General features: G+C 64.2%; 9 protein-coding genes. 3 read left to right on the forward strand and 6 right to left on the reverse strand.

Features of this window, described 5'->3' with window-relative positions:
- Positions 1 to 36 precede the first annotated feature (36 nt).
- Genes imuA through DES41_RS33220 form a run of 3 tightly spaced genes read left to right on the forward strand, consistent with a single transcriptional unit; the run spans position 37 to position 5,253 of the window.
- Positions 37 to 837, forward strand: coding sequence for a translesion DNA synthesis-associated protein ImuA (gene imuA / locus DES41_RS33210; RefSeq protein ID WP_114471916.1), 801 nt, complete (start codon positions 37 to 39; stop codon positions 835 to 837).
- Positions 782 to 2,116 carry a Y-family DNA polymerase gene (locus DES41_RS33215; protein WP_211333134.1) on the forward strand — a complete coding sequence of 445 codons (1,335 nt, stop codon included), beginning with the start codon at positions 782 to 784 and terminating at the stop codon, positions 2,114 to 2,116. The genes imuA and DES41_RS33215 overlap by 56 nt, the downstream gene beginning before the upstream one ends.
- On the forward strand, positions 2,113 to 5,253 hold the full coding sequence (locus DES41_RS33220; protein ID WP_114471917.1) for an error-prone DNA polymerase: 3,141 nt from the start codon (positions 2,113 to 2,115) through the stop codon (positions 5,251 to 5,253). The genes DES41_RS33215 and DES41_RS33220 overlap by 4 nt, the downstream gene beginning before the upstream one ends.
- Positions 5,254 to 5,264: 11 nt before the next feature.
- On the opposite strand, the gene DES41_RS33225 is transcribed toward DES41_RS33220, so the two are convergent.
- The 6 genes from DES41_RS33225 to DES41_RS33245 all read right to left on the reverse strand — a co-directional run bounded on the left by DES41_RS33225 (position 5,265) and on the right by DES41_RS33245 (position 14,360).
- A complete protein-coding gene (locus DES41_RS33225) occupies positions 5,265 to 5,885 on the reverse strand; it encodes an IncC plasmid conjugative DNA transfer DtrJ family protein (RefSeq protein WP_114471918.1) in 621 nt (206 codons plus the stop codon).
- Positions 5,882 to 7,780, reverse strand: a complete 1,899-nt coding sequence (gene traD / locus DES41_RS33230) for a conjugative transfer system coupling protein TraD (RefSeq protein ID WP_114472056.1) — start codon at positions 7,778 to 7,780, stop codon at positions 5,882 to 5,884. Before traD ends, DES41_RS33225 begins: the two co-directional genes overlap by 4 nt.
- 1 nt (position 7,781) lies before the next feature.
- A complete protein-coding gene (mobH, locus tag DES41_RS33235; RefSeq protein ID WP_114471919.1) occupies positions 7,782 to 9,638 on the reverse strand; it encodes a MobH family relaxase in 1,857 nt (618 codons plus the stop codon).
- Between the two features lie 560 nt (positions 9,639 to 10,198).
- Positions 10,199 to 11,032, reverse strand: coding sequence for a hypothetical protein (locus DES41_RS38130; RefSeq protein ID WP_147283023.1), 834 nt, complete (start codon positions 11,030 to 11,032; stop codon positions 10,199 to 10,201).
- 116 nt (positions 11,033 to 11,148) lie between these two features.
- Complete coding sequence (locus DES41_RS38135) at positions 11,149 to 12,672, reverse strand: hypothetical protein (RefSeq protein ID WP_147283024.1); 1,524 nt, start codon at positions 12,670 to 12,672, stop codon at positions 11,149 to 11,151.
- A 650-nt stretch (positions 12,673 to 13,322) separates the two neighbouring features.
- Positions 13,323 to 14,360, reverse strand: a complete 1,038-nt coding sequence (locus DES41_RS33245) for a DUF932 domain-containing protein (RefSeq protein ID WP_245965991.1) — start codon at positions 14,358 to 14,360, stop codon at positions 13,323 to 13,325.
- Positions 14,361 to 14,476: the final 116 nt, after the last annotated feature.

The following is a 14,476-nucleotide window of genomic DNA, read 5'->3' on the forward strand; positions in this document are numbered from 1 at the left end:
TTCGTGATACTGTATCAACATCCAGTTGTTTTTGCCATGTCCGCCGTTCCAGCTTTCTCCCCACCAGTCGCCGCCAACGATGTCGGTGCGGTGCGCCAAGTGGCGTTGTCGCCGCGGGTCGCCGAAGCTGTGTGGCGCGGTACCGAGCTGGAGCACCGTACGACGGCGGTCCGATCGACGGGATGGGCAGAGCTGGATGCCGAGTTGCCTGGAGGCGGCTGGCCGGAGCAGTCGGTGGTCGAGATCCTGACGACCCAGCCGGCGACACTCGAATGGCGGCTGCTGGCGCCTGCGCTCAAGTCCGTGACCGCCAGCGGCGGCAATGTCGTGCTCGTCGGGCCACCGCGCCTACCGCATGTGCCCGGGCTGCAGCAGGTGGGATTGAGCGAGCGACACATCATCTGGATCGAAGCCGAAGCGCCTGCCCAGCGGCTGTGGACAGCCGAGCAGCTCATCAAATCGCATGCGGCTGGCGCGATCATCGCCTGGCTGCCCAAGGCGCGCGCCGAGCAGATCCGCCGGCTGCAGGTCTGCGCACAAGGCTGCGAAGGCCTGGTCTTCCTGTGCCGTCCCGATGCGGCGCGCCACGAGTCGTCAGCGGCGCCCCTGCGCGTGCACGCATCGGTCGGCGTCGACTGGGAACTGCATGTGCAGGTCCTGAAGCGCCGCGGTCCGACCCATGAGAGGCCTCTCGCGCTCGCGTCGCTGCCTGGCGGTCTCGCCAGCGTGCTGACACCTCGGGTGCTCCGGCCGAGCCTACTCCTGCCCAGCGAGGCCATCGATGCTGTGGACAGCGCTGCTGCTACCGCCCGGTCCCGACGCCACGCCACCCACTGATGACCAGCTGCGCGGACTTGCGATCTGGGCGCTGCACCTCTCGCCGCGCACTGCCATCGCCGAGGACGCCGTGGTCATGGAGGTGGAGGCCAGCGCGCGTCTCTTCGGGGGCAAGCGTGCACTGCGCGACCGCGTGGTGCTGGAGGCTGCCGACCTGGGAGTGCAAGCCATCGCCTGGTCATCGACCAGCTTGGCCGCACTGGCTTTCGCACGCGCTGGCCGCGAGAACGGCATCCGCGGCGCGCTGACTGCGCTGCTCGATCCTTTGCCCATGGACACGCTGTCGGCGGTGCGGCCACACCGCACGACGCTGTCCCAACTCGGTTGCCGCACGCCGGGCGACGTGCGCGCGCTGCCGCGCGGTGGGCTGAGCCGGCGGTTCGACAAGCAACTGCTGGTGGCCCTGGATCAGGCCTACGGCCTGCGGCCCGAGGTCCACGTGTGGGTGGAGTTGCCCGAGGCCTTCAAGGTGCGGCACGAGCTGATGGCCAGGGTCGAGGCCGCGCCCGCGCTGCTGTTCGCCGCGCGGCGCCTGCTGTTCGCCGCGCGGCGCCTGCTGCTGCAGATGTGCGCCTGGCTGGCCGCGCGCCACGCCGGCATCACGGCTTTCACGCTGCGCTGGATGCACGACGCCATGCGTCCGCGCGGCGCAGATCCGGGCGGTGAGCTGACCATCCGCACGGCCGCGCCCATGCGTGACGTCGAGCACCTGTGCCGCCTGCTGGCGGAGCACCTTGCGAAGACCACGCTGCAGGCACCGGCCGGAGACCTTGAACTCGAGGCCCTGGACGTGCAGCCGCTGGAGGAGGCGAGCAAGTCGCTGCTGCCCGACACCAGCCGGCAGGGCGAGTCGCTCACGCTGACGCTCGAGCGCATCGCCGCGCGCCTGGGCCCCGAGAAGGTGCGCAGGCCCGTCGTCCGTGAGGACCACCGCGTCGAGTGGGCTCAGCACTGGCAGCAGGCGCCGCAGCCGCTGCCCAAGCGGGGGACGCGCAGGAACCGTTTCCCGCAGCCGACCTTCTTGCTGCCCGAGCCGCTGCGCCTGGCCATGGACGGCCACCTGCCCATGTACCAAGGCACGCTGCAGTTGCTCACCGGGCCGCACCGCATCGAGGGCGGCTGGTGGCACCGCGTGCAGGTGGGCGAGGCGCAGTGCACGCGCAACGTGGCGCGCGACTATTGGGTCGCGCGCAGCCCGCACGCGGGCGTGCTGTGGGTCTACCTGGAGCGGCTGGCCAAGGACCAGACCGCCTGGTACCTGCACGGCGCGTTCGCATGAGCGTCACCCTGGACACCGACCTGCCGTCAGAGGACGCGCGCGCGGGCATTCCGCTGTACGCGGAGCTGCGCTGCCTGAGCAACTTCAGTTTCCTTAAGGGAGCGAGCTGGCCGGGCGAGCTGGTCGAGCGCGCCGCGGCGCTGGGCTACAGCGCGCTGGCCATCACGGACGAATGCTCCATGGCCGGTGTCGTGCGCGCCTACGAGGCCGCCAAGGAGCATGGGCTGCGCCTGCTGTATGGCAGCCAGTTCACCGTGCAGTGCGACGCGCCGTTCACCCTCGTGGTGCTGGCCTGCAACCGCAATGGCTACGGGAATCTCTGCGAGTTCATCACCGGACTGCGCCGCACGTCGGAGAAAGGGACCTACCGCCTGGACATCGACGACGTCGATCCGCAGGCCCTGGTCGACTGCGTGGTGCTGGTCTCGCCCAACCGCGAGGCCACGGACGCGCAGCTGGAGACGCTCGCGCGCTGGCTGCTCGATGCCTTCCTTGGGTGCTGCTGGATCGGGGTGGAGCAGTACCGCATGCTGGACGACGAGATGTGGCTGCACCGCTTGCGCAGGATCAGCGCGCTGACGGCGATCCCGCTCGTGGCCAGCGGCGACGTGCGCTTGCACGTGCGCTCGCGCAAGGCACTGCACGACGTGATGACGGCCACGCGCGTGGGCCGGCCGCTCACCGAATGCGGCTGGGACCTGGCGCAGAACGCCGAGCAGCACCTGCGCAGCCGGCTGCTGCTGGCTCAGCGCTACACCGCGGACCTGCTGGCCGAGACCCTGCACGTGGCCAGCCGCTGCAGTTTCGACCTGGGCGAGCTGCGCTACGAGTACCCGTCCGAAGTCGTTCCCGCCGGCCACACGCCATCGAGCTACCTGCGGCAGCTGACCTACGAAGGCGCAGGTCGGCGCTGGCAGGACGGCATCCCGGCCAAGACGCAGACCCAGATCGAGCACGAGCTGAGCTTGATCACGGACCTCAAGTACGAGCACTACTTCTTGACCGTGGCCGACGTCGTCCGCTTCGCGCAGTCGCAGAACATCCTGTGCCAGGGGCGCGGCAGCGCGGCCAATTCGGTGGTCTGCTACTGCCTGGGCATCACCGAGGTCGACCCCGCGCGCATGTCGACGCTGTTCGAGCGCTTCATCAGCCGCGAAAGGGATGAGCCGCCGGACATCGACGTCGATTTTGAGCACCAGCGACGGGAGGAGGTGATCCAGTACCTGTACCGGAAGTACGGCAGAAGCCGCGCCGCGCTGACGGCGGTCGTCAGCTCGTTCCGCGCGAAGTCGGCCTTCCGCGACGTGGGCAAGGCGCTCGGCATCGAGCTGTCGCGCCTGGAGGCGCTGGCCAGCAACCTGACCTGGTGGGACGGCAGCGATGCGCACCGGCAGCGTCTGGCCGAGACGGGCCTGGATCCGAACGATCTCGCCGTGCAGCAGCTGCTGGTGCTGGTCGGCCAACTGATCGGCATGCCGCGGCACTTGTCTCAGCATCCAGGTGGGTTCGTGCTGACGCAAGGGCCACTGCAGCGCATCGTGCCGATCGAGAACGCGGCCATGGCGGACCGCACCATCGTGCAGTGGGACAAGGACGATCTCGATGCGCTCGGACTCATGAAGGTCGACGTGCTGGGCCTGGGCATGCTGTCGGCGCTGCGCAGGACGCTGGAGTTCGTGAGCCTGCGCGAGGGCTACCGCTTCGAGATGCAGGACATTCCCGCGGAAGATCCCGAGACCTACGCCATGGTCTCCAGCGCCGACACCATCGGCGTGTTCCAGATCGAGAGCAGGGCGCAGATGTCCATGCTGCCGCGGCTGCGGCCGCAGTGCTTCTATGACCTCGTCATCGAGGTGGCGATCGTGCGGCCGGGGCCGATTCAGGGGCAGATGGTCCACCCTTACCTGAACCGACGGCAGGGCAAGGAGCCGGTGGTGTACCCGAGTGCGGCATTGGAAGAGGCCCTGGGCCGCACGCTGGGCGTGCCGATTTTTCAGGAACAGGTCATGCAAATCGCGGTCTTGGCCGCCGGCTTCACGCCTGGCGAGGCCGACCAGTTGCGGCGATCCATGGCGGCGTGGCGGCGCAAGGGCGGGCTGCAAAAGTACTACGACAAGATCGTCCACGGCATGACCTCGCGCGGCTACGAAGAGGCCTTCGCCGTGCAGATCTTCGAGCAGATCAAGGGCTTCTCCGAGTACGGATTTCCGGAGAGCCATGCGGCGAGCTTCGCGCTGCTGGTCTACGCGTCGTGTTGGATCAAGTGCCACCACCCGGCCGAGTTTCTGGCGGGCATGCTGAACTCGCAGCCCTTGGGCTTCTATTCGCCGTCGCAGCTCGTGCAGGGCGCGCAACGCCATGGCGTCGTGGTGCGTGCGGCCGACGTGATGTACAGCGACTGGGATTGCGTGCTGGAGGACCTGCCGGGGCCACCGGCCGTGCGGCTGGGCCTGCGGCTGGTCTCGGGGCTCAAGGAGGCCTCGGCCCATCGCATTGCGGCTGCGCGAGCCGAGGCGCCGTTCGAGGATCCCGAGGACCTGGCCAGACGCGCGCGGCTGGAGCAGCACGAGATGACCTTGCTTGCTGGAGCCGATGCGCTGCGAAGCCTGTCAGGCCATCGCCGCCAGCAGGTCTGGCAGGCCGCGGCGCTGCGGCGCCCACCTGAGCTGTTGTCCGACGCTCCTGTGGACGAAGACTTCTTGGAGCTGCCGGCTGCGCCCGAAGGCCAGGAGGTCGTGCACGACTACGAGACCATTGGGCTTACGTTGCGCAGCCATCCACTTGCTTTGCTGCGGCCGGCGTTGGCCAGGCGCAGGCTGCTGCGGGCTGCGGACCTTGCCGAGATTCCAGACCGGCGCTTCGTGCGTTACGCGGGCATCGTGACGATCCGGCAGCAGCCGGAGACGGCAAAGGGCACGGTTTTCATCAGCTTGGAAGACGAGACCGGTACGGTGCAGGTGATCGTGTGGAAGTCGCTGCGCGAGAAGCAGCGCGCCGAGGTACTGCGGTCCCGGCTGCTGGCGGTGCAGGGGCGTTGGCAGCGCGAAGGAGAGGTCACCAACATCATCGCGTACAGGCTGGTCGATCTCACGCCGCTGTTGGGGCGTCTGGCGACGGTGTCGCGGGATTTTCACTAGGCACAGCCGCTTTAGGGCCTGCGGTGGTAGTCGGCCACTGCCCGCGCGCCAAGCGCGATGACGATGACCGGGATCGCTGCCCATGTGGCCGGGTGAACGGGTCCGGGCCACACCAGGACCAAAACGCTCGCGCACATCGTGAAGATGCCGAAACAGACATGCAGCGCAAAGCGCTCCGGATTGTGGTGGCGGAATTCCTTCGCCTTGACAACGCGCAGCATGAGGCCGTCCAGGACCAGTACCAAGGCGAGCGGGATGCAGCGTGGGATCCACTCGAAGATGGCCGATGCGCGGTACATCGCGAGCAGCAGCAATGCCTCGACCGACCGGAAGTAGGTGCTGCCGAACAGGCGCAGCTGCACCTGGGCCATCTCATGGCCGACCGGGCGCTCCGGTGATGTTGCGGCCGCCGCAGCAGGAAGTGGCATCGGCTTTGAACTCGCGACGTTGGCTTGCATCGACAGCGCTCGTTGCGCGATGCTCTCTGCCGAGGGAAATCCCCAGATCTGCGCGGTACTTTGATGCTCTTGCAGCATCTGCTGGAAGAAGTGGGCAGGCGGATGGGCCGAAGGAAGGTACAGCACGGCCGCGAGCAGGGCGGTCAGGCAGGCTGTTGCGACGATACGGATCATGACGGCTTGGCCGCCCGGGGATCCGGGCCAGGATCGATGATCTGGAACCGGCCCTTGATGCGCCGGCCGCCCGAGATTGACGCGACATAGTGCAGGTTGGGCAGCTTGCCGAGGATGTCTGCCGGTATCGCCTCCTCCAGGGTTTCGGAGACCTGCGTGGAATAGGACGACGAGAAGTCCCCCAGGTGCACGTCGGAGCCGTGGCTCAGTCCGACGCGCATCGAGTGGATGGCCGTGCGGCCGATGGTCTCGACGACGAACTCCTGCGTCGGACGGTCCTTGGTACGCAGCGCGATGAGGTTGTTGAGGTTGCCCAGCACCATGCGCGCTGCATCCTCGCTGCCCAGGCGCCTGGCCAGGTCGGCCAGCGTCTGCATCGCGCAGGTCGAGTAGATGCCGCCCTCAGCACCTTTGTTGAGGATCTCGATCAGGGGCAGGTTGATGACGTTGGAGACCTCATCGACGAACAGAGCGATGCGCCGGTGTGCCCCGAGGTTGTAGCGCATCCCCGCGCGCGCGGCCAGGTCCGCCAGTGCCAGCGCTCCGATCGCTGAAGCGACCGAAGGGTCGGGCAGGGAGTCGACGCACATGTACAGCACGTGGCCGGCCTGCTCGATCTTCTCCAGGTTCATGATGGGACGGACGTCCTCCAAGTCGAAGGGATCGGGCGACAACGTGCGTCCAAGGTCACCCGACGTGAGCATGGACAGGATCGGCAGCAGGTTTGCCGTGATCTTCTGGTAGTGCTCCCTGTCGTGCCGGAACGTGCGTACCTGCGCGTCGATGGTCTTGGTGCGCTGGCTGTCGCTGACCTGGTGCTCGTAGTACGAGACCATGCCCATCAACTCGTGGCTCGCGGCCTCGGACGGCTTGCGCATGCCGCCGCGCTGAGCATCGTGCAGCAGCTTCTTCATCTCCGGCACCTGGCGCCATTGCGGTCCCAGAAGCTCCTCGTAGAAGCGACGAAGGCTGGCCTCCAGGATGGGCTCGATGCCGTTCTCGATGTAGCGCATGAGCTTGCGCAGGTTCGGCCTTTCCTCCAGCTCCACCAGGCCCTGGACCACGACGTTCACGGCATCCCAGCCGAAGGCGCTGAAGGCTCCCGCCGTGTCCGGCGGCATGATGGCCTGGATGCGCGAGGCCACTTCGGTGGGCTTTTGCCAGTTGAAGGTGAAGTCGATGCGGATGCCGGTGTCCGGAAAGGCCGGGTGGAACTCCAGAAAGGTGTCTGGCTCACGGTAGCGGTCACAAGCCCATTGCACGACGCGCTTGAGGCGGTGGCTGTTCTTGGGGTCGATCACGATGACCACGTCGCCCCTGCGAACTGCCTGGGCGACGAGGATTGCCAGCGCCACACCTTTCCCGGACTGCGTTGTGCCGACCAGCAAGAGGCCGCCCTCGAAGTTCTGCAGCGGTCGATAGACTGCCTGTTCCAGCGGTTCGACGCCGTGGATGAAGGGAAGGCCGATCTCCTCGTCCGGTTGCGGATCCGCTCGGTATCCCAACAGGTTCAGCAGGGCGGGGGAGACCAGGAACTCGCGGTAGTCGACCTTGGCGAGCTCGTACAGGCGCTGGGAGTGCACCGGCAGCCACTCGAAGCCCTGTCCAAGGTACACCTTTTCGGAAGCGGCCGTGAGCCGCTCGACAGTGCGCACATCGATCACCTGCATGGCCCGTCCGGACAAGGATGCGCGCACCACAAGGATGCGCAAGGCCTGCGCCGTTCTCCACACGCCGAACAGCAGGCACACAAGTGCCATCGGCGTTGCGAGCAGCCACGGCGTGCGGCCACGCCCCGCGTCGAGGACGATCGCGCCGAAGGCGACCAGCCAGGCCAAGCCCGCATAGGCCTCGTAGGCCCTGCGCCACGGCATCTCATAGGGGCGCACGAGCATCTCAGCGTCCAGGGGGCGGGCCATCCACGGCCATCGCTGCACCGGTGAGGAAGGCCTTGTCGACCACGAGACCGCCAGCTGAAGATCCCTGGGATGCACTGGGCGCCGGCGTGGAGTCATCCGCGTCGGCGAGCACCAGCATCCCTGCCTGCGCCAACGCCTGCTGGGCCCGCGGCGGTGCAATGCCTCTGCGGGCAAACTCCGACCACGCGATGAAGAGCCCGTCGGCCGTCAACCTCGCCTGGGGCGCACCATCCTCGCCGCTGAGAGCGTCGATCACATCGACGAGCGCGGCCTTCACCTGCGTCGCAAGTCGCATCGGCGCGGCCAGGCGCAGTGCAGCGCTCGTAGGAGCGGGGCGGCTCAGCTCGCCTGCACTCGTCGCTGCGGGCTCTCTACCCAGTTCTTTGCCAGGCGCGGCAGGTAGCGCGGGGGCTACCTGCCCAATGGGCAACTCCAGCTGCTGCGGGATCGGCTGCTGCGGCGGCGGGCTGGGCGACAGCGCGCTTCGTGGGCGATCCGATGGGGGGACGTCCGCCGTGTCGGGTGCGTCGAGGTGCGCTGCATCCTTCACGCCTTCCGTTGGCGCCCCTTCAGCGGCAGGTAAGGGTTCGCAGGACGCCTTGGCTGGCGCAGGCGGCGATTTCGCCTGAGCGGGCGGAGCGATGATCGAGTTGCTCGCAGCAGTCGGCCTTGGCTCCAGTCCGGCGAGAACGATCGCCGGGTCGGCCAGCTTGACGGCTTCCAACGGCCCCTTCGCGTCCGGGGGCAGGATCGGCCAGAGCGGCTTCTCATCCGCCTGTGCCAGGAAGACACCCGCCGCACAAAGGATCTCCAGCATGGTCTCCGCGGACTTGGGAATGCCAGGAAGCTGGTCGTCCTCGAGCAGCTTGCGAAGGTCGTGCGCCGCGTTGGGCCACACGATGAACATGCCATCGTTGCCATACCAGACGCGGGATCGCTCCGCGTTGGGAGTCCAGGACGGGTGCGTCGCCACGAGGCGCCGCAGCCCGTCCACAAGGTAGCGCTCCAGGTGGGAGCCCAGTTGCGGCTTTCCAAAGCGGTCGGCGCTGAGCCTGAGGAAGCGGTCGATGACCAGTGCCGCGGCCCTGCGCACCAAGTCTCCCAGTACGTTGTGCTCACGCGGCAGCGACATCCCCGTGATGCTCGCCATCATGTGCGGAACCACGATCGCGTTGCCTTGGGCAAGATGCGCAAGCATCGGGGCGGGCACGATGTGGGGCAGTGCGAAGAGCCCCAGCCCAGGATTTTCCATCGGCCGCGGACGCCACTTAAGGTAGAAGCGGCCGGCGCTCGTCGATACCAGCCAGGGCTGCAGCCCTTGCAGGTAGGCGCTCCACTCGTTACCCGCGTGGTCAGTGACGATCACGGCTCCCAAGGTGCGGTGGATCTCGCTGCACAGGCCTGCGAGAAAGGTGGCGAGCCGCCAGCGCGGCTCCAGGTGTCGCCTTGCCGCGATCGTTGCGCGGCCGGAGAAGATGTGCGCGTCGGTTCCCTGCAGGGCGTAGAAGGCCGTTTCGAGGCCGAGCCGCAACAGGCCGCCGGGCTCATTGAAGTAGTTTGCCGGCGTGGCCGGCAGCAGGTGCACGAAGGCGGCGTAGCGTCGGACTGGCACGAGAACATCGTTCTCGAACGTGGCGTTGTCGGTCCCGTAGCAGATCTTGATGCGGGTGATCAGCTCCTTGTGTGCGTCCATCAACCGATTCAGGTCCAGCGCGGGGAACCCGGGATCGACGGAGGGATAGGCGAAAGCTCGGACCACGTCGCCATGGAACGAGGACGGGTCCGCCCATGGCGCTTGCGGTGCGCTGGGGTCCGCCGGGTCGTCTGCACGCATGCCTGCCCTTTCCGGAAGGGGTGGAGTTGTCGGCGATGAACAGCGCTTTCATCGCGGGGCACGCCAGGGTAGGGTGAAGCGGATGGGGTCGTACGCAAGCGAGCGGCTGGCCTGTCCGACTTCTCCGCCATCGATGCCTATTCGGTGTGGCGCGTGCCACAGCGGCCGGGGACGTGGCCGGGCGAGCGATGAGGACACGAAGGACTGCGCGCAGCCTGCGCTTCTACAGGATCAGCAGATCGTCCAGGTAAGCAGCCGCTCGCCCGACATTTCTGGATGGCTGCTTAACAAGCGGGATCGATCAGCGCACTCCAACTTGGCCACGGCGCCGGAGGGCAAATCGGCAAAGGTCTTAGTCGGAGTGGTTTACAGAAGGCCGGTCAAAAGGAAAGAGAGAACGTGTTGAACACGTTCCTTCTTTACCTACCGTCAGCCTTGCAAAGGCTTAACAGGCCAGCACTGCCACGATCGAGCGGTCTACTCGCTTCATGAGCGATTGAAATTGACCCTTGTTTGTTTATTTGGGGCGCAACGAAGCTACCGCACCCGGCCAAAGGAGTTTAGCCCTGGAATCCTGGGTTCTCCTTCAGATAATTGGCAGTAGCAGGATCAGACAGGTCGAATTGGGATCCTTGGAACTTGGGCTCTGCGTCGAATTTTAGGTATGTGGATACCAGAAGAATTGAATTCTGATACGGCTTTGTGGTGTCAGGAGACAGAGTGTTGCTAGGCCGATTCAAGGACTGCATGGACCTGTCCATGATATCCCGTATTGCCAGCTTTCCGTTGATCTGCTCCCCCGCGTTAATGACATAACCGGCATATTCAGTGCCGGTTGAGTTGCGACCTGTCGCGGCGGAATTTTCTGCCGTATGGTCGTAAAACTTAGTGACTGCGCCGTAGAAATTCTGAACAGAAGAAACTAGCTTCTGATTCTTGTTCAAAGTGTTTTCGAGCCACTGGCGATCTTTGTCGCTCAAATTGTCATTGACAACTTCAATCTTGTTGTCCTTCAGTACGAAATCCCACGTCTTCCCCAGCATAGTGGGGCGGTTGGCAGAGATTCTGTCTTGCAGGCGGACCAGTTCTGCATTTGCAGTGCGCAACGCACTGTTGGCAGCTTGCCTTGGCTCAATGGAGAAAGTTGCATTCGCTTTGATGCGATTCTCCGCTTGGGCGAGCGGACTCAACAACTGGAGAGTTGCACCGGGGCTCTCAGTGTACTCACCATCCACACCCGTCGATTCTTGGTTATTCGTAGACTCTTTGCTGATCGAGACAATGGTGGACGGTGTTGAAGATTTCTTTGTAGATGGTGCTTCCGTCGCCGACGGTGCCAGATTCACCGTTGTGGCTGCAACACCAGAAGACACCGAAGTGACGGAAACACTCATCAAGCACTCCTTAGTAACGGCCTAGGTAGGTTTCGCTGCAAACGCGGTAGTAGCGCAGGCTCCTGGCGTTGCCCCCCGCATTAGGTGTTATCGGCGTTGCGTTGGGAAGATTAAGTTCAACCTTGCCTGCCGTACCCAGCATCTTCCAGTGGTCGCCAGGACTCGATGCTACAAAGTTCTCCTGGTAAAACGCACCAGACGGGCATCCGAGCAAGTTCGCGCTGATCGTGAACTTGCCGGCAAGCATCGGTTGTTCCTTCGATCACTGGTGCACTGGGCAAATCCCATTCGTCCTGGTAAACGGTGACCGTCAGTGCTTCGCCCTTGACTGGTTGGCCGTTGGCGTCCTTCACATAGAGAGTCACCCCAATGTAGTTGTGCGCCTGCTTGAGGCCCATGGCGAGGTCATAAATGTTGTTGAGACCTTCAAAGTTCCAAAGCTCATAGTCGGTCAGATAGCCGGTCTTGACGCCGACACGGGTTGAGAAGTTTTGGGCCACGCCAGCGAAGGGGGCCTTCTTGCTGACGCGGACCATCACGCCATTTGTTGTGGCGGCTCCGGCGGCAGTGGCCGTCAGTCCGCTGATCACCTGTGTGTTCCCGCTCGCCGTCGCAGGAAGAACAGTCTCTGTCGTCACCAGCGTGTAGACGCCTGCGGCCGACCGCGATGCCTTGCGCCACGCGACGGTCTGGTTGGCAGTGAACGTCGAAAGGAACTGCGCCGTGGTTTGGCCTGGTGTCGTCGGATAGAAGTAGTAGAAGTCACCTTGTCCGGTGGTGTTGATGGTCGCGGTCTTCGTTTCGTTCATCGGAGCCAGACTAGGCCGCGTCGGGTCATCGTTCAGCGCAGTGGCTAGGGGACCAGCCGGAACACCGATGCCGACGTTGAATGGCTGACCTCCTGCGCCGTCAGCCGCCCGTACCATCAGCACATAACGGGCATATGCGTGCGTCGCAGTTAGGTTGTGCGGATTCGTCGGGCTCTGAGAAAGTGCCTTCTTGAATGCAAGCGTATTCGGAATAACTGCGAATAGCTCAACAGTAGCCGCTGAGATCGTGGCAGGTAGAATGACCTGATTCGTGAATGTTGTCGAGGCTTCGACCGTGTACTGAAAACACGCCCTAGCACCCGGTGCTGGCGTGATTGCAGAGAATGCCGATCCAACGGTTACTTCGGTGCAATTGGGTATCACGCCGACGATGTCGGCAGTACTTGATCCTACGTATTCAAAAACGTCGGAACCGGGTTGTAGGCACCCTTGAGTTCCACTGAATCGATAAGTATTGCATGGCGATGGATTTACTGCCTGTGCTTGCTCGCGGCCTGTGCTTTGCTTTGTCAAAGTCGCCGCTTCGGCTTCTGATACTGAAATGAACTTCTTGTCTTGGTCCGCGAGAGGAAATGCCGAGGTAAGAACTCCACCGCCAATGGTGTTGTAGGAAAACTTTACAGTACCAGCTTTCTCATCAACAACGAGCCTTTCCGAAGCTGTTTCCGTGGTTACGGCATTTGCTGAGTCACGAACTGCCAGTGCATCCTCACCACCGCCACAGGCAGATAGAAGCGAGGCCATTGCGACCGATGCCAAGTATCCGCTGGTTCGCAGTCTTACCGTACTGACCTGAATGAGATTTCTCATACTGAACTCCATCTAAATATTTCTTGTCATTGAGGTAGATCAATTTTCTGGCTGGTTGAAAACTCCTCGAAATAATCGAGTAAGTATTTTTACTACGCATGTAGTACGCACCAATAACGTGCGCAGAAAATCCATCATGCAAACTGCTGAAAATCCGAAAATTAACTGCTTGAGGTACCGTTTGGCGCTCTTGCTCGTCTATTCGTCGGAACAGAGGCGCGCAGTGGGGAGCGCGCGCACGCGTCAGCGCAGGCTCAGGTGGATGTTGCGTGTGGCCAGCTTGTCGGAAGCAGCTGCGCTGGAGGATGTGGATTAGTGCCCGAGCCCGTGGCCTAGACAAAGCGCAGATCGTGGCGATGTGGGCCCGCCTGTGGGTTTCTGTGTTGCAGCAGCAAGGCACGAACGTGGGCGAAGTCGCGCGGCGGAATCACCCGATTCGCGGCGTCTGCGATCACAGAGACGTCGCGTTGGCCCTGGTGCGGACATCGGTAGCGCTCGCATTTCTCCACGAGTGCGCGGTTATGCAGCAGCGCCCCACGCCCATAAAAGCTGGGCGACCGCGCGCACGGCGCGTGCGATGGCATAGGCGCCAAGGATCCTATCGCCCAGGTTGGGCGATAGGGTCTGGCTCTACTTGGCTGGGATTGCGGCTACGCCGTCAGCAGCCCATCCCATTCCTTCGAGGTGAGTTCCACGAGCTTGCCGCCGATCTCCTCGAAATCGGTGGCGCGGTCGTAGTCTTCGACCTCCTGGCTGAAGTGCGTGACCGCGTTCACCAGACCATAGCCGGAGAGGTCTCCGCCCTGGATCAAGTGCCGCAGCACGCCCGTCTGCTCTCCCTCGCTCAGGTCATAGCGATCGGCGAGCACCTCCACGCTGCGCACCGGATCCCCGGTCAGCGGGATCCCCATCGTGCGCTGCATCTTGCGCGCGGCCTCCTGGAAGGCCGTCTCCGTCACGGTTGCCTGCACGACGTCGCGCACCTTCAGGAAGAAGGCCCGGTCGTCCGCACGTAGCGTGTCATCCTGGTACACCTGCACCTGGTTGTCCTCCGAGCCCAGCGCGCGCCCGATGTGGGTCTTTCGCAGCGCCCGGTCCGGAAGGATCAGGCCGTTGCTGCACACGAGCCGGTACAGCAGCGGCTGCACCGACAGCGTACCGTGGCCGACCTCGGAGTTCGTGATCACGATGCCAGCTTGCACGACGTCGCCAGGCGTCATCGTGTAGGCCAGCACCGGAACCACGGCCTTGAGGTACATCCGCGTGGCCGTGAGCTCCACCGACTCGAAACGCAGGTCCGTCAGCGTCTTGAGGATCGGGATCACCGCGCTGGCCAGATCGTAGTTGTCCAGGCGACGGTATCTGTCCGACAGGACAGCGCGCGCCTGGCCATCCAGTGTGCGCAGCATCCTTCGGCTGTCGTCGGTCTGCAGCCAAGTGTTGACGTTGCTATCCAGCAAGCCTGGTTGCTCGACCCGCATGCGCTCGAAGTACGCATACGGGATGTTGAGCTTGCCGGCCAACTGGCGTCGCGCCAACTCCGTGACCGCGAACTGACCTCCTTCCACATGGTCCACGATGAGCCGTGTATCTCCGCCTTCTCCTGTCTCGTGCCGCATCATGGACGAGTGCAGGACCAGATCCTTCTTCGTCGTGCGTTGGCGTTCGAGTTCTTCGGCCAGTTGCACGAGGGTCCTTCCGTTACGCATGTCATCTCTCCTTGGGTGAAATGCGAAGGCGCACCATCCCCCGCGGGGAGTGCGTCCCCGCGGGGTCATGAATGGCCAGGCATGCGCCCGGCCCT

This window comes from Pseudorhodoferax soli, assembly GCF_003337555.1.
Taxonomy (GTDB): Bacteria; Pseudomonadota; Gammaproteobacteria; order Burkholderiales; family Burkholderiaceae_C; genus Pseudorhodoferax; species Pseudorhodoferax soli.

Excerpts from the sequence above, each read along its gene's own strand:
- imuA (WP_114471916.1), top strand. The coding sequence starts at position 37 with ATGTCCGCCGTTCCAGCTTTCTCCCCACCAGTCGCCGCCAACGATGTC.
- DES41_RS33215 (WP_211333134.1), top strand. The coding sequence starts at position 782 with ATGCTGTGGACAGCGCTGCTGCTACCGCCCGGTCCCGACGCCACGCCA.
- DES41_RS33220 (WP_114471917.1), top strand. The coding sequence starts at position 2,113 with ATGAGCGTCACCCTGGACACCGACCTGCCGTCAGAGGACGCGCGCGCG.
- DES41_RS33225 (WP_114471918.1), bottom strand. The coding sequence starts at position 5,885 with ATGATCCGTATCGTCGCAACAGCCTGCCTGACCGCCCTGCTCGCGGCC.
- traD (WP_114472056.1), bottom strand. The coding sequence starts at position 7,780 with ATGCTCGTGCGCCCCTATGAGATGCCGTGGCGCAGGGCCTACGAGGCC.
- mobH (WP_114471919.1), bottom strand. The coding sequence starts at position 9,638 with ATGCGTGCAGACGACCCGGCGGACCCCAGCGCACCGCAAGCGCCATGG.
- DES41_RS38130 (WP_147283023.1), bottom strand. The coding sequence starts at position 11,032 with ATGAGTGTTTCCGTCACTTCGGTGTCTTCTGGTGTTGCAGCCACAACG.
- DES41_RS38135 (WP_147283024.1), bottom strand. The coding sequence starts at position 12,672 with ATGAGAAATCTCATTCAGGTCAGTACGGTAAGACTGCGAACCAGCGGA.